Here is a 20,000-nt window from a genome sequence, read left to right on the forward strand (position 1 = left end):
ACCGCAGGCCGTACCGATGCGGTCCCGATGCGGTCCCGCCGGCGCGCGGCCTCGTGGGAAGATCAGGCCGCAGGGGCTCTCCACCGCTCGTACGACGCCACCGCCAGCGCCACGATCAGGGCTCCGAGCAACCAGCCGCCGAGCACGTCCGTGGGCCAGTGCACGCCCAGCCAGATCCGGGTGAGGCCCACGCCGAGGACGGAGACCGCCGCGAGGGTCAGCGCGACACGCCACAGGACGCGTCCGGCGTCGTACAGGCGCAGGAGCCAGAGCAGCAGGCCGCAGACGACCGCGGCCGTCAGGGCGTGGCCGGAGGGGAAGGCCGCGTAGTGGGCCGAGTCCACGGGGTCGGGCCAGACGGGGCGGTCCCGGCCGATCGCGGCCTTCAGCCCCTGCTGCAGCAGGGTGCCGAGCGCGCACGTGGCCGTCAGCCACAGGGCGAGCCACCACGCCGCGTGCTTCAGGACCAGCCAGATCACGGTCGCGGCGCACAGGGCGCGCATCGTCCAGGGGTCCCACACCCAGTCCGTCAGGATGCGGAAGGCCTGCGTGGTGTCGGGGTCGTCGACCGCCCAGCGATGCGTCGTGCGTGCGATGTCGCCGTCGAGGTCCATGAGCGGGTCCCAGGACACGGCGACCAGTACGAGCAGCAGCACGGAGGGAACGGCGAGGGCCACCGCGGCGCGGAGGGCGGTCCCGGGTGCCCGCGTGTGGGGTGGCGAGTCAACGGGTGGGGAGTGCATGCAACGATCCTCGCCGACCGGTGGGGTGGGAAGCCAACCGGGCTATCCCAACGCCCGCAGTCCCGGCACGAACGCCACCAGAACGGGGATCACCGGCACCAGCGCTGCGGCGGCCGTGAGCCGCAGCCGACGGGAGGGCGGGAGGCGGTCCGGGGGAGTGAGCAGACGGTGGACGCGCTGCGGGACATGGGCCTGCGGGGTGGGGCAGGGGCCGAACACGCCTCGGTCCTCGTTGAGTTCCACCAGCGCGAGGGCGATCGTCAGCCGCCCGAAGCGGCGGGAGGCCATGTCGTCGGCGGCGAGTTCGACCAGGCGGTGCATCTCGTCGCGGAACGCCGCGAAGACGGGAACCTGCGGAAAGCCGTTGGCCAGCGCGGCCGAGCTGTGCAGCAGCCAGTCGTGCCGGGCTTGGGCGTGTCCCTGCTCATGGGCGAGCACGGCGTCCAGCTGGCTCCCCTCGAGACGGCGCAACGCGGCGGTGGTGATGACGAGTTGGGGGGCCGCCCCGGGCAGCCACCAGGCGTCCGGGCGCTCGCCCTCCAGCACGACCAGGCGGTTGGTGCCGGGCTCCTCACCCGGCAACAGCGGGGCGCGTACGAGGAGTTCGGCGCGGCGGCGGCGCCGCCGCGCGCGAGCCCGTACGACCTCGCGGACCAGCATCGCCGCACTCCACACGCCGCCGCACGCGAGAGCGACCGCGGTCGCCGCGGCCCAGGGGCTCGCTTCGGCGAGGGCGTAGGACTCCACGACGGAGTGCGGGGCGGGGGCGAAGACCCGGCCGCGCACCGCCTGCCAGGCGGCGGCCGCGCTGAGCGTCATCGACAGCACGCAGCACAGCAGAACGGCCACCACCACGCACTGCCACACCCACAGGGCGACCACCGGTTCGCGGTCCGGCCAGTCCGTTCGGGCGAGCAGCCGCGGAGCGAGGACGGCGGCCAGGGCGCCGAGCAGCAGCAGTGCCGCGGGGACCATCATGGGTGCAGCCTATGAGCGGGGCGGTGCCGGAAGGTACGGCCCGGCCCGGCAAGTGACGTAGACCACGGCTTCGTACAGCCGTAGCGCCCGCCGGGGAGGGGGCGCCGAGCCCGGTTGAGAGCGTGACTCGGAGAGGGATTCAGGGCGGGATTCGGAGCGTGATGGTCAGAGCGTGAGGAGCATCGCGAGCATCCCGATGCCCATCGAGAGCCGGCACGCCCGCGACAGCTCCGGACGATCGCCCCAGCGGGCCGCACGGGTGCCGCCTCCTTCGTGTCCGGCGACAGCGACCGGGACCAGCCGTGTTCCGGTCCACAGCACGTAGGCGGTGAAGTACACGAGGAGCACTCCCGTCAGCACGGGCACCCCGGAGTGCGCGCCGCGGGCCATCGCCGCCGCCATGTAGACCATCGCGGACGCGCCCACCAGATGGTGCAGATGATGCGGACAGGTCCGCGCCGCCCACAGGGCACGCAGCGCGGCCGCGCCGAACACGGCCGTGTAGCCCAGCCACGCCCACCGCGGCGGCGTCAGCACCGTGGCGGGCACCGCCATCGCGGCCATGCCGAATCCCATGAGCGCCTCGCCGCCCGCCGCGCGGCGCTGCTCCTCCACGGGGCTGCGCATCCGCAGCAGACAGTAGGCCCCGGTCGCCGCGCACAGCGCGACGAGCAGCCAGCCTGGTGACGAAGCTCCGTGCACCGCGCACCTCCCCGCTCGACGGTGCCGAACAGCCCGGTCGAAGAGATGCCCGTGCCGATCGGTGCGCACGCGAGCGCAAGGGTGTACTCGGGGAGCGTGCGCGGTGCACCGAGGGGCCCTTCCGCGACACCAGGTCAGAAACTTTGCGGTCACCGACCGTTGACATGAGACACAGGTCACTCCTACCTTCAGGCACGCCGGTTCGGGAATCCGGCTGACGTACGAAATGTCGAACAGCTGTGGGCGGCGGAGGTGCGTACGGGGTGTCGAACCGGTTCGACGAGGTCGCCGCGGGCGACCGTGGCCCCGCGGGCGACGGCAGCCGCACTCGCGTGAGCGGCGGCAGTCCCACTGCCGCTGCCGTCAACATCGGTGAGATCGCGCGCCTCGCCGGTGTCTCGCGCAGCACGGTCTCGTACGCGCTGAGCGGCAAGCGGCCGATCTCGGAGCGGACCCGGCTGCGCATTCAGCAAGTCATCGACGAGTACGGCTTCCAGCCCAACGCCAGTGCCCGCGCGCTGGCCCACGGTCGCACCCGGACCCTCGGCGTGGTCTTCCCGCCGGCCGGCCGCCGCTACACCGACATGCAACTCGACTTCCTCAACGCGGTGATCGACGCCGCCGCCGTGCATGACCACGACGTGCTGCTGTCGCGCAGTGGCGAGGGCACGGACGAGGCGTTCGACCGGTTGGTGGGGCAGCGACGCGTGGACGGGGCGATCCTGATGGAGATCCGCGTCCAGGACTCACGTGTGGACCGGCTCCTCGGCACCGGATTCCCCTTCGTCACCATGGGGCGGACCGCGGACCCCGACGCCAACTCGTGGGTCGACATGGACTGGACGGAGCTCACCGCACGCTGCGTCCGGCATCTCGCCGAGCTCGGGCACCGGCGGCTCGCCCTGGTGAACCGGCCCCAGGAGCTGTTCGCCGTCGGATACGAGGCCGCGCACCGCGCCGTCGACGGCTTCCGGGCGGCCGTCGCCGAGCAGGGGCTGACCGGCGAGATCCACCACTGCGGGGACGACGCGGCCTCGGGTGAGGCCGCCGTCCGGGAGATCCTCGCCCACGACCCGCTGACGACCGGTCTCGTCGTCCTCAACGAGGCGGCACTCGTGGGTGTGTACCGGGGACTGGCCCAAGCGGGCCGGTCCGTGCCCGAAGACGTATCGGTGACCGGTATCGCGGGCGCCCGCTGGGCCGAGATGGTCACCCCGATGATGACCGGCGCCGACAACCCGTCGGATGTCATGGGCCGGCTCGCCGTGGAGCTGCTGCTGGAACGGCTGGCGGATCCTCCGGCGGCGCGGTCCCGGCACCACCTGCTCGCCCCCGAACTCACCCTGCGCGCGAGCACCGGCCGTGCACCGAACCGCAGTTGAACCACGCACCCCTGGGAGAAACACATGTCGAACCGGTTCGATCGACGCTCGTTCCTGCGGATATCGGGCTCGGGGCTCCTCGCCGCGGGTCTGGCGGGGCCGCTCACCGCCTGCGGCGGCTCGGACAGCGGCTCGTCCGGCGGAAACGAGCTCGTCTGGTGGGACTACCTCGTCGAGGACGCCCGCCAGCCCGGCATGAAGGCGCTCATCGCCGACATCGAGAAGCAGGTCGGCGTCAAGATCACCCGCCGCACGTTCTCGTACGCCGAGCTGGAGCCCGCCATCATCAAGGGCGCCGCCTCCGGGGACCTGCCCGACATCGCGATCGTCGACAACACCTCGATGAACTCCTTCGTCCCCCAGGGGCTCCTCACCGATCTCACCGACCGCGTGAAGGAGTGGGGCCAGTCGGACGCGTACTTCGAGGGCCCGTGGAACAGCGGCGTCATCGACGGCAAGACCTACTCCGTCCCGAACAACTCCAACTGCCTCTGCCTCTACTACAACACCGAGATGCTCAAGGAGGCGGGAGTCGAGCCCCCGAAGACCTGGGACGAGCTCGCCAAGGCCGCGAAGAAACTCACCAAGGGCGACACCTTCGGCTTCGCCATGAGTGCGATCAAGACCGAGGAGGGCGTCTTCCAGTTCGAGCCCTTCCTGTGGTCGACGGGCGGCGACCTGGACACCTTCGCCACGGACGGTGCCACCGCGCTGGCGTACCTGAAGGACCTGGTCGACGCGGGCGCGCTGTCGAAGCAGTGCGTCGGCTGGACCCAGCAGGACACCAACAACCAGTTCGTCTCCGGCCGCGCGGCCATGCAGATCAACGGCCCCTGGCAACTGCCCGCCCTGCAGGCCCAGAAGAAGGTCAAGTGGGGCGTCGTCCCGATCCCGGTGGACAAGAAGGCGGCTAGCTGTCTCGGCGGCGAGAACTGGGTGATCCTCAAGACCAGCGGCAAGGCCGACCAGTGCTGGCAGGCCATCAGGCGCAGCCAGGAGAAGACGGTCCTCGCCAAGTACCTCGACGGGCTCGGGCTGCTGCCCGCCCGCTCCGACATGGCCGACGCCGGCAAGTGGGCCACCGATCCCACACTGAAGGTCTTCGTGCAGGAGTTCGCCAACGCGCGCCCGCGCTCCTACGGCCCGAACTACCCACAGCTGTCGCAGGCGATGGCCGAGGCCCTCCAGGCATCCCTCACCGGCAGCTCCAGCCCGCAGGCCGCCGCGAAGAAGGCCGCGTCCGCCATCACGCCCAAGCTGAAGAAATAGGCCCGGGATGAGCCTCCAGGTGAAAGCCCGCGAGCCGGCGAAGGCGGTGGCGAAGACGGCAGCGGTGCGGCGCGGACACTCCCTCGTGGCGCGCCGCAACCGGGCCGGGTACCTCATGTCGACGCCCGCACTGCTGTTCCTCGGCGCGACCATGCTCTTCCCGCTCGCCTACAACTTCTGGACCTCCGTCCACGACGTCGCCATCGGTGATCTGCTCACCGGCGACTGGACGTTCAGCGGCGTCGACAACTACGACAGCGTCGTCTCCGAGAGCGCATTCTGGCACTCGGTGCGCGTCTCACTGGCTTTCACGGCCGGGTCGCTGGCCTTCCAGTTCACGATCGGCTTCGCGCTGGCGCTGCTGTTCGTACGGAAGTTCCCGCTGGCGGGCCTGTTCCGGTCCCTGATGCTGGTCGCGTGGCTGCTGCCGCCCATCGTCTCCGGCACCCTCTTCCGCTGGATGCTGGACGCCGACGCCGGCGCCTACAACGAACTGCTGCGGGCCGTGGGACTGGACTCCCTCGCCCACAACTGGCTGACCGACCCGAGCACCGCGCTGCCCGGCGTGATCGCCGCGAACATCTGGGTGGGCGTGCCGTTCAACATGCTGCTGCTCCTGGTGGGGCTGCAGTCCATCGACCCCACGCTGTACGAGGCGGGGGCCATCGACGGCGCCGGGCCCTGGCAACGGCTGCGGCACATCACGATCCCGCTGATGCGGCCGGTGTCGGCGGCCGTGCTGCTGCTCGGCCTGATCTACACCTTCAAGGTCTTCGACCTCGTCTTCGTGCTCACCGGCGGCGGCCCCGTCGACACCACGACCGTGCTGCCGCTGTACGTGTACCAGGTGGCGTTCAAACTCTTCCAGCTCGGCCGGGGCGCGGCGGCGGGCACCCTCCTGCTGCTCATCCCGCTGCTGGTCGCGATCGTCTACGTACGGCGCCTGCGCAAGGAAGGAGCCGCCGCATGACCGGTACGAAGCGGCCCTGGCTGCTCACACTCGTCGCGGGCGTCATCACCGCGTTCTTCCTGCTGCCGCTGTACTGGATGATCGCCACGTCGCTGAAGAAGCCCGACCAGGTACTCACCTCGCCGCCCCAGTGGATCCCGTCACCGCCGACCGGCGAGAGCTACACGCGGGCGCTGGACAAGCCGATGCTCGGCCAGGCGCTGCTCAACAGCGTCGCCATCTCGCTCGGCGTCGTCGTGCTGACCCTGTTGTTCGCGGTGCCGCTCACCTACGCCATCGCCCGCATCGGTATGCGCGGCTCCGGCGCCATGGTGCTGTCGCTGCTCGTGGCGCAGCTGCTGCCCAGCATCGTGCTCGCCGCGCCCCTGTTCATCGTGCTGCGGCAGGTGGAGCTGACCAACACCCTCATCGGGCTGATCATCGCCGACACCACGCTCACCCTGCCGTTCGCGGTGATCGTGCTGCGTCCGCTGGTGCGGGCCATGCCCGTCGAGGTCGAGGAGGCGGGGCTGGTGGACGGCTGCGGGCTGCCGGGGGTGCTGTGGCGGATCGTGCTGCCCGTCATGCGGCCGGGTCTGATCGCGGTGGGTGGATTCTCGTTCCTGCTCGGCTGGGGTGAGTTCGTCTTCGGGATCACCCTCAACAGCGATCCGAAGGTGCAGCCGGTGACTGTCCTGCTGAACACCTTCGTCGGCCAGACAGGTACCGATTGGGGCCCGCTCATGGCGGTCGCCACGCTCGTCAGCATCCCCGTGGTATGCGTCTTCGCGATGCTCCAGCGGTTCATCGTGGGCGGGCTGACCGCCGGAAGCGTCAAGTCCTAGCCCGCTGTTCCGAACCCCGTTGTCCCGAACCCGCTGTCCTGAACCGTTTTCCTGAACGGCCTTTTCCCGCAAGGAGATCCATGCCTGTCTTCCGCGTGCTCGACGACGCCCTGGAAGTGCGGCACCGGCACGAGGTGCTGCGTGTCGAGGCCTGGGGCACGGACAGCGCCCGCGTCAGGGTCGCCCGGTACCGCCTTCCGACGGACGACGTCGGGGCGCTCGACGCGGCGCCGGAGCACAGCGGCACCGTGACCGTCGGCGCGGAGAAGACCACGGCTCAACTAGTGAACGGTGAGCTGACCGTCACGGTCGTCTTCGACGGCAACGCGGCCGACCCCGAGCCGCGCCTGACGTTCACCCGCACCGGCACCGACGAGGAACTGCTCGCCGAGCAGCCGGAGCACCCCTGGTCCCCGGGCGCCCGCGCCTTCCAGGGCAACCGGTCCGGCGCGTACGCGATCCACCAGCGATTCGCCGCCCACCCGGGCGAGCGGCTCTACGGCCTCGGCCAGCACACCCACGGCCGCCTCGACCACAAGGGCCTGCGCCTCGATCTGGTGCAGCGCAACGGCGAAGTGAGCATCCCCTTCGTACTCTCCAGCCGGGGCTACGGCTTCCTGTGGAACCAACCCGCCCTCGGCCGGGTCGAGTTCGCCGAGAACGCCACGCGCTGGACGGCCGATCAGGCGCGGGGGATCGACTACTGGATCACGGCCGCGCCCACGCCGCGCGACATCCTCGCCCGGTACGCCGACGCCACCGGCCACGCGCCCGAACTCCCGGAATGGGCCGCCGGTTTCTGGCAGTGCAAGCTTCGCTACCGGACACAGGACGAACTCCTCGCCGTCGCCCGCGAGCACAAGCGGCGGGGCCTGCCCCTGTCCGTCATCGTCTCCGACTACTTCCACTGGTCGGCGATGGGCGACTACCGCTTCGATCCCGAAGAATGGCCGGACCCACAGGCCATGGTCGACGAACTCGCCGAGATGGGCGTCGAGTTGATGGTCTCCGTCTGGCCCACCGTCTCCCAGCTCTCCGAGCACTACGAGGACTTCCGCGACCGTGGGTTGCTGATCGGCTCCGACCAGGGCGCCGAGGTGCACCATCTGGTCCAGGACAAGGGCATGGCCACCAGGATGCCCGTCTCCGTGTACGACCCGACCAACCCTGACACCCGCGCGTTCGTCTGGGACCTGATCCGCCGCAACTATCTCGACCTCGGCATCCGGGTCTTCTGGCTGGACGCCTGCGAACCCGAGCTCGACCCCGCCCACCCCGCGAACACCACGCTGTACGCGGGCCCCGGAGCCCAGACCCTCAACATCTACCCCCGTGACAACGCCCGCCTGTTCGCCGAGGGCATGGCCGCCGCCGGACAGCCCGGCACCGTCCTGCTGTCCCGCTCGGCCTGGGCGGGCTCCCAGAAGTACGGGGCGGCCGTCTGGTCCGGCGACATCCCCGCGACCTGGGACTCGCTGCGCTCACAGGTGCGGGCGGGACTCTCCATCGCCGTCTCCGGCATTCCCTGGTGGACCACCGACATCGGCGGCTTCCACGGCGGCGACCCGGACGACCCGGCGTACCGCGAACTGATGATCCGCTGGTTCCAGTACGGCGTCTTCTGCCCCCTCTTCCGGCTGCACGGCGACCGCGAGCCGCGCATGCCCTGGGGGTACGCGCAGACCGGCGGCCCCAACGAGGTCTGGTCGTACGGTGAGGAGGCGTACGAGATCCTCTCCGCCCAGCTCTTCCTGCGCGAGCGGCTACGGCCCTACCTGCAAGAGCAGATGCGTGTCGCGGCCGTCGAGGGTGTGCCGCCCATGCGGCCCCTCTTCGTCGACTTCCCTCAGGACGAGGTGAGTTGGACCGTCGAGGACCAGTTCCTCTTCGGCCCGGACATCCTCGTCGCCCCGGTCACGGAGCCGGGCGCCCGCCACCGGGAGGTGTACCTCCCCGCGGGCCGCACCTGGACCGACGCCTGGACCGGGCACACCCACGAAGGCGGCCGGACCCTCACCGCCGAGGCACCGATCGAGCGCATCCCCGTCTTCACGACTCAGGGATCCGGCCTCCCCCTCAAGGACGCCGGTCGCGGGCGGATGTGATGAACGCGGTGATCAGCGCGGGATCCTTGACTCCCCGGCTCCGCTCAACGCCGCTGGACACATCGACGCCCCATGGGCGGGTGGCGTCGATGGCGGCCCGCACGTTGTCCGGGGTGAGGCCCCCGGCGAGCAGCCACTTCTCTCCCGGGCCGGCCAGGGGTTTCCTGGTCCAGTCCCAGGGGACGCCGGAACCTGGCACAGGCGCGTCGAGGAGGAGGATGTCCTCGCCCATGTCCCCGCAGCGCGGCACGTGGTTGCCGAACGCCGCGGCGCGGATCAGTGTCCACCCGCCCATGGCCAGGTCGTCGTAGTAGGCGCGGTCGTCCGGCCCGTGCAGTTGGACGGCGCGGATTCCCGCGCGGTCGGCCAGGGACCGCACTTCGCTAAGGGGCTCGTCGCGGAAGACACCGACCGTCAGGACGTGCTCCGGTACACGACGGCACAACCGCGCGGCCGTGGTGGCGTCGAGACGGCGCGGACTGTCCGAGAAGACGAACCCGATGGCGTCGGCTCCTGCTTCGAGGGCCGTGTCGACGTCCCTCTCGGTTTTCAGACCACAGATCTTGATGAACAGGGAGTCACTCATGCTCGCCTCCGGCGGCGAAGACCTGTGAGTCGTCGGCGAACGCCTTGAACTCCAGGGCATTGCCCGCCGGGTCGAGCAAGAACATCGTCCACTGCTCGCCGGTCTGCCCCTCGAACCGCACATAGGGCTCGATGACGAACTCGGTGCCCGCCGTACGCAGCCGGGAGGCGAGTTTGTGGAACTCCGGGACGGTCAGGATCAGCCCGAAGTGCGGCACGGGGACGTCGTGGCCGTCGACGGGGTTGCGCACGCCCCGCGAGCGGCCGGGCGCCAGGTGAGTGACGAACTGATGGCCGTGCAGGTTCCAGTCCACCCAGCTGTCCGCGCTGCGGCCCTGCTCCAGGCCCAGCACCTCGCCGTAGAAGTGGCGCGCGGCGGTCAGGTCGTCGACCGGCATGGCCAGATGGAACCGGGGGATGGGGGAGTCGAGAACGGTCATGTGAGGGTGCTGCCTTCCTGAACGCGAGCCCCGCGACGCGCCGGACCAGGGGTTGATTGTAGTGATGTTAACATTACGACATGGACGGCGAGCGTGATGAGTGAACAGGGCACGGTGACCCCGGCCCGCCGCAGGGGTCTGGCCGACGAGGTCGCGGACCGCGTCCGGGAGGCGATCTTCAGCGGGGTCTACGCTCCCGGGGCCCAGCTGCGCGAGGTGGAGCTGTCAGGCGCGCTGGACGTCAGTCGTGGCCCGGTGCGCGAGGCGCTGCTCCGGCTGGAGCGCGAGGGCCTGGTCCGCAGCGCATGGCACCGCGGTGCCACGGTGACGACGCTGACCTCCACGGACATCGCCGAACTCGACAGCCTGCGCGGGACCCTGGAGCATCTCGCCGTCCGGCAGGTGATCGCCCACGCCTCCGACGAGGACATCGCGGCCATCGACAAGGCGGCCGACCGCATGGAGCGCGCCGTGGACGGGCACGAGATGGTGCGCTGCGACATCGCCTTCCACGACGCCGTCTACGCCGCCGCACGGCACCGGCGCCTGCAGGAGGCGTGGCAGGCGATCCGCTCCCAGGTCCACCTCTTCCTGCTGACCCGGATCGGCGCCGACTCCGCGGACTACCTCGACCACATCCCGGACGAGCACCGCTCACTCGTCGTGGCCCTTCGCGCCCGCGACGCCGCGACCGCCCTCGACCTCTTCGCCACCCACCGCCGCCACGCCTTCGACGTACTCACCGGCTCTGACGACTCCGACTCTGTCGAAGAGCCTGGCCCGCAGGACACCCCCTCCAGCTAGGCCCTCTCGCCCTCCTTGTAGATGCCGAACGCCGCCCCCTGCGGGTCCCGTGGCACGGCGATGCGTGGGCCGTCCGGGACCGAGACGGGTTCCATGAGGAGGTGGCCGCCGGCATCCGTACAGGCCTGGGCGGTCGTGTCGACGTCCTCGACGGCGAAGTACGGCAGCCAGTGCGAGGGGACCTCGTGCGGGAACCTGGCGCCCATCTCCACCATGCCGCCGAAGTCGGCGCCTTCGATGCCCCATTGCGTGTAGGACTCCGAGGGGCGGACGGTCCAGTCGAACACCGTCGTATAGAAGGCGATGACCGCGTCCGGGTCGCGTGTCATCAGCTCGACCCAGCCGAGCGAGCCCGGTGCGTTGAACAGCGCGGCGCCGTGGAAGGACCACGGCTGCCACAGCTGGAAGACCGCGCCGCCCGGGTCGGCCACCACCGCGAAGCGGCCATGGTCGAACACGTCCGTCGGCTCCAGGAGGACCGCGCCGCCCGCGGCCCGCACCGCCGCCGCGGCCGCGTCCGCGTAGGGCACCGCGAACGACACGTTCCAGGCGACGGGCTGCCCCTCCTGATACAGCGGGCTCAGCGCAGCGACCGGCGCGTCGCCGAGGTGCGCGATGGTGTAGCCGCCCGCCTCCTCGCGCGGGTCCGTTTCCGGCCGCCAGCCGAAGACATCGGCGTAGAACCGCTTGGCCGCCTCCAGATCACTGGTTCCGAGCTCGGCCCAGCAGGGCCCGCCGGGCACCGGCTTGTCGAACTTCATGACCATCCCTCCGCCGGAAGCGCTCCCTCCCAGCACGCTAAACCGGCCCCCGGGTCCCGGCCATCCGGCGGAAAGCCCCATGGCGGGACCAGGCCGTGGGGCGTAACCTCTGCCGCGTACCGCACCTCATGGCGGCCTCCCTCAACGATCATCGCCCGGAGGTCCCGTATGTCCGCGCTCAAGGTGCGCCCCTTCCATCGTGACGACCGAGACCAGCTCACCGAGCTCGTCAACGCCCATGTCGCCGCTGTCGTCCCCGGTGTCTCCGTCTCCGTGAACACGGTGCTCAGTGAACTGCAGCGGCAGCCCGACGAGTTCATCACCGACCCATGGGTGGCCGAGCGGGTCACCCTCGTCGCGGAGCAGCGCCAGTATGTGGTGGCCGGCGCGCATCTGCTGCGCTACCGCGCCGACGCCGAGGTCGGCGAGCACTACCGGGACGCGGGCGAGATCGACTGGTTCGTCTGCCGTCCGCCCGCCTCCTTCTGGCCGGACTCCGAAGAGGCCGCCGACCTGCTGATGGCTGCCTGTGTGGCCCAGCTCGCCCGCTGGAACGTCCGCCTCCGCCATGCCGACGGCGCCCTGCCCGCGCCCGCCGTGTACGGCCTGCCGCGGCCCTGGCCACACATCCGTGCGGCGTACGAACGGGCCGGCTTCCGGCACACGGGCGGCACGGAGGTCATCCTGATCGCCGAAGTGGCGGATCTGCCATCGATGACGGCGCTGCCGGGAGTCCGCGTCGACCGCACTCTCGGCGAATGCGGCACCCGCTTCACGGCCCGCGATGGGGGCCCCTCCCCGCGCGAGCGCGGCCGAGAGCCCGGGGGAGGGCGCATCCTCGGCTTCATCGAGATCGACACGGCTCTGAGCCGCCCCGAGCGCCATGCCCGCAGCGGTGGTCTCGCCGACATCGGCAACTTCCCCGTCGAGCACCCGCTCGACGGTCTGGAGAGCCTGCTTCTCGCGCACGCCGCCGACTGGCTCCGCCTCTGTGGAGTGGAGCGGCTCCTCGCGTACGAGTCCGCCGAGGACACGGAAGCGATCAGCCGCCTGACCGCCGCCGGCTTCCACGAGCTGACCCGCACCGACCGCGGCTGGGAGCACCAGCCCGAGGGCGGGTGACGCCACTCCCGGCCTCCCCTTCGGTCAACTCCCCTCACGTCCGTTGACGGTTCACACCCCCGCCTCTACCGTTCCGAAAGCACTCTCGAAACTTTGCAGAAGTCTTCCGGAAATTCCGGGATCGACGTGAAGCCGTCATGAGAGGACGTCCATGAAGCTCCTGAGCTTACGAAGAGCCGCGTCGGTGAACCTGGCCGTGGCGTCGCTCGTCATCGGGGGAGCCGCCTCCGGTCACGCCGCGGCCTCCGATCAGGCAGGCGCCTCCGGTCAGGCAGGCGTCTCCGGTCAAGCAGCCGACCGCTCCGCGCCGCGGGCCGCCGCCGAGCCCGTCCTGCGGGAGCTCGCCGCCGCCAAGGGCATCTACTACGGAACGGCCGTCACCGCCTCCAAGCTCAACGGCTCCTACGGGTCCATCACCGGTGAGCAGTTCGACTCCATCACCCCTGGCAACGAGATGAAGTGGGGCTCGGTCGAACCGAATCGCGGCAGCTACAACTGGTCCGGGGCGGACGCCATCGTCGATTTCGCCGAGGCGCACGGCCAGAAGGTCCGCGGCCACACTCTCGTCTGGCACAGCCAACTGCCCAACTGGGTCATCAACGGCAGCTGGACCGCCGACAGCCTGCGGACCGTCATGACCGACCACATCGCCACCGAGGCGGGCCGCTACAAGGGCCGCATCGACCACTGGGACGTGGTCAACGAACCGTTCAACGAGGACGGAACACGCAGGCAGTCGGTCTTCCAGACGGCGATCGGCGACTCGTACATCGCCGACGCACTGAGGGCCGCCCGCGCCGCCGACCCGACCGCCAAGCTGTACGTCAACGACTACAACGTCGAGGGCGTCAACGCGAAGAGCACCGCCCTGTACAACCTGGTCAAGTCGCTCAAGGAACAGGGCGTCCCGATCGACGGCGTCGGCCTCCAGGCCCATCTGATCATCGGTCAGGTGCCGTCCAGCATGCAGGCCAACATCCAGCGCTTCGCCGACCTCGGCGTCGACGTGGCGATCACTGAGCTCGACATCCGGATGACGGTCCCGCCGACCAGCGCCCAACTCGCCCAGCAGAAGGCCGAGTACAAGGCCGTCACCAGCGCCTGCCTCGCCGTGTCACGCTGCGAGGGTGTCACCGTCTGGGGCTTCACCGACTCCGACTCCTGGATCCCCGAGGTGTTCCCCGGCTACGGCGCCGCCACCCCGTACGACGAGAACTTCCGGCCCAAGCCCGCCTACTACGGCATAGCCGAGGCCCTCGGCTGGACCGACGGCGGCACCACGCCGACGGGCAGCTGCGCGGTCACGTATGCCGTGCAGAACCAGTGGAACTCCGGGTTCACGGCACAGGTGACGGTCAAGAACACGAGTACGGAAGCCGTCAACGGCTGGAAGGTGGCGTGGAGTTGGCCCGCCGGGCAGCGGGTGACGCAGGCCTGGAACGCCACCGTCACCCAGTCAGGCTCCGCCGTCACCGCCACCAACGCCCCGTACAACGCGGCGATCGCACCAGGGGCGACGGTGACCTTCGGGTTCAACGGAGCCTTGTCCGGCAGCAACAGCGCGCCCACGGCCTTCACCCTCAACGGGACGGCCTGCACGGCATAGCGCACCGGCGGGCCGGCGGGGGAGTGCAAGGCACCCGCCCTCCGCCGGCCCGTGATCCCGCGGTACTACCCCACTCCACCCGAGAGTTGTGCGGCCGGTGAGCCCTCCTCCTCGCCGACGGGGTGGAGGACCCGGGGTGGTGTGGCGTCGTGCTCGCGGACGGAAAGAGCCGTCCCGTCCCACCACTCGGCGTTGCCGTCCTCGATGCAGCGCAGCATGACTCCTTCGCGCAGCGCCCAGGGGCAGATCGTCACCTCGTCGATGCCCATCAGCTTCATCGTCGTGTGCGCGACGATCGCCCCGGCAAGGGACTGGCCCGAACGGGCGGCGGAGATGCCCGGCAGGGCGGCGCGTTCCGCCGCCGACAGCTCCGCGAGCCGGTCGACCGCCTGGCGCAGATCGGCGCGCGTCATGCCGCGCGGTGTGAAGGGCCCCTGTCGGCCGGGAGGCGCGCCGCACAGGCGGCCCAACTGCTGGAACGTACGCGACGTGGCGACCGTCGTGCGCGGAGCCTCCCAGCGGATGCGGGCCGCGACATCGCGCAGTTGGTGGCGCACATGGCGGCGCAGCGCTTTGGTCTTGCGCTGCGGGGGCGGGTCCTGGCCGCGGAAGTACTCGCGGGTCATCCTGTTGGCCCCCAACGGGAGCGAGATGGCGAAGTCGGGCAGCTTGCTGCGACCGAACGCCACCTCCAGCGATCCGCCCCCGATGTCCAGCATGGCCAGCGGTCCCGCACGCCAGCCCATCCACCGCCGCGCGGCCAGGAAGGTCAGTTCCGCCTCGACCTCACCCGGCAGGATGTGCAGCGGAACTCCGGTCTCCGCGGAGACCCGCCGCAGGATTTCGGGGCGGTTCGGGGCGTCCCGCACGATCGCGGTGGCGAAGGCGAAGGGCCGTGTCACACCCCAGCGTCTGCCCTCGCTCCGGGCGTCCGCGACGGCGTCGACGATCCGGGCCACCTGCTCGTTCGGCAGGTGGCCGCCACGCTCGACGTGCTCCGACAACCTCAGCCGCCGTTTGGCGGTGTGCACGGGTAGCGGAACCGCACCGTCCGTCTCCGCGATGACGAGCCGCACCGTGTTCGAACCGACATCAAGCACTCCCATACGCATCCCCTCCCAGTACCCGAGGCGGCTTGTGCCAACCGGTCGCCCACTGGGCGCCCGGGGGCAGTTGGCGTGATCGCGCCGTCCGGGTCCGGTCGACGTGCGTGCGCGGCTGCCTCGGAGCGCCTGGCATGCGCTCCTGCGCGATGGACTGTCAGGAAGGTTGGGAGGACGGGGCAGGGGTACTGCACGCGGCGCGGCCCGGAAAGATCCAGGCAGAGCTCGGGGTTCAGGGCTCGGGGGCTCAGAGACCGGAAACCGGAAATCGGAAACCGGAAAGGTGAATGGAATGGTCCAGTTGGTGTACGACGTCATGACACCCGGTGCGACGACGGTCGAACCCGGCGCGTCGGTCGCGGAGGTGGCCCGGTTGATGCGGGACCAGGACCTCGGCGGCGTCCTCGTCGCCGACGGGGACCGACTGCTCGGCTTGGTCACTGACCGTGACATCGCGCTGCGCGTGGTGGCGGATGCCGGTGACCCGCGCATCATCGACGTCGGCTCGATCTGCACGCCGGACCCGGTGTGCGTCGGCCCCGACGAGGAGGCCTCGGCCGCTGTCGCGCTGATGCGGCGGCACGCGGTGCGCCGGCTCCCCGTGGTGCAGGACGGCAGGCCCGTCGGCATGGTCAGCCTCGGCGATCTGGCGGCGAACCGGGACCCGAACTCCGCGCTCGCCGACATCAGCCGGGCCGCGCCCAGCCCCGGACGGGGCCCGTCGGCGACGTGACCCGCGCGGTTCAGGAGTGGCTCACACGACGCCTGTGGTGCACCTGTTTCGCCCGGTCCCCGGGGGTACTCGCCCGTCATGGACACCTTCGGCAGAGGTTTGGCCATCCCTCCTGAAGTCGCGGCCGTGGCCCTCCCTCTCGGAGCAGGCTTGACGATCACGTTGATGCTGATCGCCGCGGTCTGGCTGGGCAAACGCGTGCGCGCCCGTGAACCCGGCCCCCCGCGCCCCGAGGACCAGCCCCACCTGCCCGAGACCGGCGCCGTCCACGAGATCAGTGAGATGCGTGAGCCCGATGAGATGCCGCACGACGGCACGGTGCTCCTCCCGCACGAGCTGCGGGCCCTCGGCAACATGGGTTCGCGTCGCGCGAAGAACCAGAAGCCGCCGACCTGGAACGAGGGCAGCAGCGGCGGATTCGGCAGCGGCGGGCCAGGGCACCACTGAGGGCCGGCTGCCACTCTCGGCGGGTCGGGGCACGTGACGGAGCCCCGGCCCGTCGGCGGCTGCCCTGCCGCCCGAACCCGCCATCGAGAGGTGGGCGCCGCGCCATGAGGACGGACCGCGATCCCGGGCCAGAGGGCCAGGCACCGACATGACGGTCATGGAGTCCTTCGTCGAGCGGCTCGACCACCCCGTGTACGTGGTGACCGCCACGGCCCACGGGGAGCGGGCGGGCTGCCTGGTGAGCTTCGCCTCGCAGTGCTCGATCCGGCCTGCCCGGTTCATGGTGTGGCTGTCGACGCTCAACCGGACCTTCCGGGTGGCGCGCTCCGCGGAACGGCTCGCGGTGCATCTGCCCGGTCGCGACCAGTACGCGCTCGCGGAGCTGTTCGGCGGCGAGACCGGCGACCACGTGGACAAGTTCGCACGCGCGGCCTGGACGCCGGGCCCCGACGGCGTTCCCGTACTGGACGGCACGCTCGCCTGGTTCGTCGGCCGGGTGGAAGGGCGTACCGACGCGGGAGATCACGTCGGCTTCCTCCTCAGCCCCGTCACGGGCGGGACCAGCGCGCGCACGGGGCGCACGGGGAGTACGGACTGTACGGATCGGGAGCCGCTGCGCCTGAGTGACGTCGACGGCATCACCGCCGGGCATCCCGTCAGCTGATCACGTCCTCGCTCACCGGCGCCGCGCACACCGCGATCCCGTCCTCCAGGAGGCTGCCCAGAACCAAGGCGCTCCCGCATGCGTGCACGCTGGTCACCATGCGGTAGCCGACACGGCGGCGCCCGAGATCGTGGCGGGCCCGGCCGTCGGGGCCGACGCCCATGACGCGCGCGACCGGACGCGGGCGTACGCGGAGCGGACGGACGATCCGCCAGACCGCACGGCGCACTCCCACGGGCGCCTGACGCAACCAGTCGAGGGGCGCTTGGCGCGGGCCGGCCAGGGCGACCCAGATCGTCCCGTCCGCGCCACGCGAAAGGTTGTCCGGGAAGCCCGGCAGGTTCTCGATCAGGGTGTCCTGGCGGCCGGCACGCGCCCCGGACAGCCACAGCCGGGTGAGACGGTACGCGCCGCTCTCGGCCACCACGACACAGGACTCGTCCTCGGAGAGGACCACTCCGTTGGCGAAACGCAGGCCGTCCAGGAGGAGTTCGGCTGCGTCGCTGCCGGGCCGGAGCCGGAACAGCCCGCCGGTCGCCGTGTCCTCGATCAGGTCGCCGAGCCAGTCCTGAAGCCCGTAGCGCCTGCTGGAGACGGTGAAGTACACGGTGCCGTCGGCCGCCGCGGCCGCGTTGCTGCAGAACCGCAGCGGCGCTCCCGCCACGGAGTCGACGAGGACCTCGACCGCCCCGTTCCCGCGACCCGGGGTGACACGCAGCAGCCCGCGCTCCGCGTCGCACACCAACAACCGCCCGTCCGGCAGGACTTCGAGCCCCAGTGGCCGACCTCCGGTGTGGGCGACTTGTTCCACGTCGACGGGACGGCCGTACGGACGGACACGCAGAATGCGGCCGTCCTCGACACCCGTGATCACGTGGCCTTCGCGGTCGACGACGACATCCTCCGGGCCCGTGCCGCCGACAGGTACGCGGCTGAGGGGTGGCAGCCCCGCGGGTGCGGTTCGGCGCCCCGGCCGGTGCGCTCGCGGTGTCATGAAGAGCGCTGGGCCCGGACGCAGCGCCGCAGCTCCTCGGCGTACGGCAGCACCACCCCGGCACCGATCACCACGCCCAGCCCGGCCAGATACGCGGCGGACAGCGGCCGGTCCTTGGGCAGCAGCCTCCAGTCGTCGGGGCCGCGACCGCCGCGCAGGGTCGCGCGGACCTCATCCGAGTGCAGGCACGCCGTGAAGGCCAGCCCCGACAGCGGCAGTACCTCCAGGAAGCTGTGGATGTGCTGCTCGACGGGGCGGACTTCCCGCTCCTCGACGGCCAGCGTCACGTCGTACAGGGCGGTGGCGCTGTGAGCCGCAGCGGCCCCGCCCATCACGGACAGGACGAGCGGGTTGATCCGGGCCAGGAGGCCCATGAGGACCGGGATCCCGGCCTCGGTCATCATCAGCGCGTGTACGACGGACTCCTTGGTCCCGGAGGTGTGCTCGATCCGGGTGCGCCGGTGCATCCACCAGTCGGCGACCGCCGGCACGACCCATAGCGGCAGCACCCCGTACAGCAGAAACCTCCGGTTCGCGTCCTCGGTTCCGGTGGACGTGAGGGAGACCGGTAACCGGTCGCGTCCTTGTCGCCAGTGGCGCCATCGCTGCCAGGACCTGGTCAGGGAATTGCCGGGCAGAGCCATCGGAACCTCCGTCGCACACGAGGATGCACATGCCCGGCCCCGGTACCCGGCACCGGCCCACGCACACCCCGTGTCCCCGCCCCGCCTGAGGCACGTTTCGGGTACCCCTGACCGGCTACTAGGAACGCATGGTGCAAATCGGATACACGATGATGACCGAGCAGGCAGGCCCTCGTGAACTCGTGCAGCACGTGGTGGCCGCGGAACAAGCAGGATTCGACTTCTCCGTCACCTCCGACCACTACTTCCCGTGGCTGGAGGAACAGGGGCACGCTCCGTACGCGTGGAGCGTGCTGGGTGCCGCGGCGCAGGCCACGTCCAGGATTCCCCTCATGACGTATGTGACCTGCCCGACGACGCGCTATCACCCGGCGGTCGTCGCCCAGAAGGCCGCCACGACGCAGCTGCTCGCCGAAGGCCGTTTCCGGCTCGGGCTCGGCTCCGGCGAGAATCTCAACGAGCACGTGGTGGGCGGCGGCTGGCCGGCCGCACACGTCCGCCTCGAGAAGCTGGAAGAGGCCGTCCGGATCATCTGCGCCCTGTTCTCCGGTGAGAGCGTGAACCACCACGGCACGCACTTCGACGTGACGAACGCCAAGCTGTACGACGTCCCCGACGAGGCGCCCCCGATCGGCGTCGCCGTCTCGGGCGAGCGCTCCTGCGCACTGGCCGGCCGGCTGGCCGACCTGGTGATCGCCACCGAACCGAAGACCGAGCTGGTGGACTCCTTCGAACGGCACGGCGGCAGCGGCAAGCCGAAGGTGGGGCAACTGCCCGTCTGTTACGACCCCGACAAGGACGCGGCCATCGGCCGGGCCCACGAGCAGTTCCGCTGGGCGCTGGGCGGCTGGCCGGTCAACGCCGAACTGCCCGGCCCCGCGAACTTCGACACCGCCACCCAGAACGTACGTCCGGAGGATGTCGCGGAGACCATTCCGTGCGGCGGCGACGTCGACACCTTCGTCGAGGCCGTACGCCCCTACGTCACCGCGGGCTTCACCGAGATCGCACTCGTCCAGGTCGGCGGTGACCACCAGCACCCGTTCCTGGACTGGGCGGAGAAGAAGCTGCTGCCGGCGCTGAAGGACCTGTGAACCAGGCTTGAAGGAAAGGACTTTCCCGCC

At 70.8% G+C, this 20,000-nt stretch carries 21 protein-coding genes; 12 read left to right on the forward strand and 9 right to left on the reverse strand.

What is annotated here, in order from left to right; genetic code table 11:
* Positions 1 to 62 precede the first annotated feature (62 nt).
* The 3 genes from FGD71_RS40005 to FGD71_RS40015 all read right to left on the reverse strand — a co-directional run bounded on the left by FGD71_RS40005 (position 63) and on the right by FGD71_RS40015 (position 2,423).
* Positions 63 to 743, reverse strand: coding sequence for a phosphatase PAP2 family protein (locus FGD71_RS40005; RefSeq protein ID WP_119105462.1), 681 nt, complete (start codon positions 741 to 743; stop codon positions 63 to 65).
* Between the two features lie 42 nt (positions 744 to 785).
* Positions 786 to 1,721, reverse strand: a complete 936-nt coding sequence (locus FGD71_RS40010) for a M56 family metallopeptidase (protein ID WP_119105463.1) — start codon at positions 1,719 to 1,721, stop codon at positions 786 to 788.
* A 165-nt stretch (positions 1,722 to 1,886) separates the two neighbouring features.
* A complete protein-coding gene (locus FGD71_RS40015) occupies positions 1,887 to 2,423 on the reverse strand; it encodes a DUF5134 domain-containing protein (RefSeq protein WP_119105464.1) in 537 nt (178 codons plus the stop codon).
* 332 nt (positions 2,424 to 2,755) lie between these two features.
* Between FGD71_RS40015 and FGD71_RS40020 the strand changes: the two genes are divergently transcribed.
* The 5 genes from FGD71_RS40020 to FGD71_RS40040 all read left to right on the forward strand — a co-directional run bounded on the left by FGD71_RS40020 (position 2,756) and on the right by FGD71_RS40040 (position 8,973).
* Positions 2,756 to 3,805 carry a LacI family DNA-binding transcriptional regulator gene (locus FGD71_RS40020; RefSeq protein WP_119105536.1) on the forward strand — a complete coding sequence of 350 codons (1,050 nt, stop codon included), beginning with the start codon at positions 2,756 to 2,758 and terminating at the stop codon, positions 3,803 to 3,805.
* Positions 3,806 to 3,829: 24 nt separating this feature from the next.
* Positions 3,830 to 5,074, forward strand: a complete 1,245-nt coding sequence (locus FGD71_RS40025) for a sugar ABC transporter substrate-binding protein (RefSeq protein WP_119105465.1) — start codon at positions 3,830 to 3,832, stop codon at positions 5,072 to 5,074.
* A 7-nt stretch (positions 5,075 to 5,081) separates the two neighbouring features.
* Entirely contained in the window at positions 5,082 to 6,044 is a 963-nt protein-coding gene (locus tag FGD71_RS40030; protein WP_119105466.1) for a carbohydrate ABC transporter permease, read from the forward strand.
* Positions 6,041 to 6,868 (forward strand): carbohydrate ABC transporter permease, encoded by an 828-nt coding sequence (locus FGD71_RS40035; protein ID WP_119105467.1) that lies wholly within the window; start codon positions 6,041 to 6,043, stop codon positions 6,866 to 6,868. The genes FGD71_RS40030 and FGD71_RS40035 overlap by 4 nt, the downstream gene beginning before the upstream one ends.
* Positions 6,869 to 6,948: 80 nt before the next feature.
* A complete protein-coding gene (locus tag FGD71_RS40040; RefSeq protein ID WP_119105468.1) occupies positions 6,949 to 8,973 on the forward strand; it encodes a glycoside hydrolase family 31 protein in 2,025 nt (674 codons plus the stop codon).
* Here FGD71_RS40040 and FGD71_RS40045 read toward each other — a convergent pair.
* Positions 8,945 to 9,559: a phosphoribosylanthranilate isomerase gene (locus FGD71_RS40045; RefSeq protein WP_119105469.1), complete on the reverse strand. Its 615-nt coding sequence runs from the start codon at positions 9,557 to 9,559 to the stop codon at positions 8,945 to 8,947. The genes FGD71_RS40040 and FGD71_RS40045 overlap by 29 nt on opposite strands.
* A complete protein-coding gene (locus FGD71_RS40050) occupies positions 9,552 to 9,998 on the reverse strand; it encodes a VOC family protein (RefSeq protein ID WP_119105470.1) in 447 nt (148 codons plus the stop codon). Before FGD71_RS40050 ends, FGD71_RS40045 begins: the two co-directional genes overlap by 8 nt.
* 96 nt (positions 9,999 to 10,094) lie before the next feature.
* Between FGD71_RS40050 and FGD71_RS40055 the strand changes: the two genes are divergently transcribed.
* Positions 10,095 to 10,802: a GntR family transcriptional regulator gene (locus FGD71_RS40055; RefSeq protein ID WP_119105471.1), complete on the forward strand. Its 708-nt coding sequence runs from the start codon at positions 10,095 to 10,097 to the stop codon at positions 10,800 to 10,802.
* On the opposite strand, the gene FGD71_RS40060 is transcribed toward FGD71_RS40055, so the two are convergent.
* On the reverse strand, positions 10,799 to 11,563 hold the full coding sequence (locus FGD71_RS40060) for a VOC family protein (protein WP_119105537.1): 765 nt from the start codon (positions 11,561 to 11,563) through the stop codon (positions 10,799 to 10,801). The genes FGD71_RS40055 and FGD71_RS40060 overlap by 4 nt on opposite strands.
* A 168-nt stretch (positions 11,564 to 11,731) precedes the next feature.
* Here FGD71_RS40060 and FGD71_RS40065 point away from each other — a divergent pair, with 168 nt between their 5' ends.
* Positions 11,732 to 12,685 carry a GNAT family N-acetyltransferase gene (locus FGD71_RS40065; RefSeq protein ID WP_119105472.1) on the forward strand — a complete coding sequence of 318 codons (954 nt, stop codon included), beginning with the start codon at positions 11,732 to 11,734 and terminating at the stop codon, positions 12,683 to 12,685.
* Positions 12,686 to 12,836: 151 nt separating this feature from the next.
* A complete protein-coding gene (locus tag FGD71_RS40070; protein WP_119105473.1) occupies positions 12,837 to 14,291 on the forward strand; it encodes an endo-1,4-beta-xylanase in 1,455 nt (484 codons plus the stop codon).
* Between the two features lie 65 nt (positions 14,292 to 14,356).
* On the opposite strand, the gene FGD71_RS40075 is transcribed toward FGD71_RS40070, so the two are convergent.
* Positions 14,357 to 15,403 carry a Ppx/GppA family phosphatase gene (locus FGD71_RS40075; protein ID WP_119105474.1) on the reverse strand — a complete coding sequence of 349 codons (1,047 nt, stop codon included), beginning with the start codon at positions 15,401 to 15,403 and terminating at the stop codon, positions 14,357 to 14,359.
* A 283-nt stretch (positions 15,404 to 15,686) separates the two neighbouring features.
* On the opposite strand from FGD71_RS40075, the gene FGD71_RS40080 reads away from it, so the two are divergent.
* The 3 genes from FGD71_RS40080 to FGD71_RS40090 all read left to right on the forward strand — a co-directional run bounded on the left by FGD71_RS40080 (position 15,687) and on the right by FGD71_RS40090 (position 17,238).
* Complete coding sequence (locus FGD71_RS40080) at positions 15,687 to 16,127, forward strand: CBS domain-containing protein (protein WP_119105475.1); 441 nt, start codon at positions 15,687 to 15,689, stop codon at positions 16,125 to 16,127.
* A gap of 78 nt (positions 16,128 to 16,205) precedes the next feature.
* A complete protein-coding gene (locus FGD71_RS40085) occupies positions 16,206 to 16,574 on the forward strand; it encodes a DUF6479 family protein (RefSeq protein ID WP_119105476.1) in 369 nt (122 codons plus the stop codon).
* Between the two features lie 148 nt (positions 16,575 to 16,722).
* A complete protein-coding gene (locus FGD71_RS40090) occupies positions 16,723 to 17,238 on the forward strand; it encodes a flavin reductase family protein (RefSeq protein WP_119105477.1) in 516 nt (171 codons plus the stop codon).
* Here the strand turns inward: FGD71_RS40090 and FGD71_RS40095 are convergent.
* Positions 17,231 to 18,232 (reverse strand): SMP-30/gluconolactonase/LRE family protein, encoded by a 1,002-nt coding sequence (locus tag FGD71_RS40095; protein WP_119105478.1) that lies wholly within the window; start codon positions 18,230 to 18,232, stop codon positions 17,231 to 17,233. The two genes, FGD71_RS40090 and FGD71_RS40095, sit on opposite strands and share 8 nt — an antisense overlap.
* The gene (locus tag FGD71_RS40100) at positions 18,229 to 18,876 is read right to left on the reverse strand and encodes a diguanylate cyclase (protein WP_119105479.1); all 648 of its coding nucleotides are present in this window, start codon (positions 18,874 to 18,876) and stop codon (positions 18,229 to 18,231) included. Before FGD71_RS40100 ends, FGD71_RS40095 begins: the two co-directional genes overlap by 4 nt.
* A gap of 128 nt (positions 18,877 to 19,004) precedes the next feature.
* Here FGD71_RS40100 and FGD71_RS40105 point away from each other — a divergent pair, with 128 nt between their 5' ends.
* On the forward strand, positions 19,005 to 19,970 hold the full coding sequence (locus tag FGD71_RS40105) for an LLM class F420-dependent oxidoreductase (RefSeq protein ID WP_119105480.1): 966 nt from the start codon (positions 19,005 to 19,007) through the stop codon (positions 19,968 to 19,970).
* The last annotated feature ends 30 nt before the right edge of the window (positions 19,971 to 20,000 follow it).

Origin of the sequence: Streptomyces sporangiiformans (assembly GCF_005768555.2) — a bacterium.
In the GTDB taxonomy this organism is placed as follows: domain Bacteria; phylum Actinomycetota; class Actinomycetes; order Streptomycetales; family Streptomycetaceae; genus Streptomyces; species Streptomyces sporangiiformans.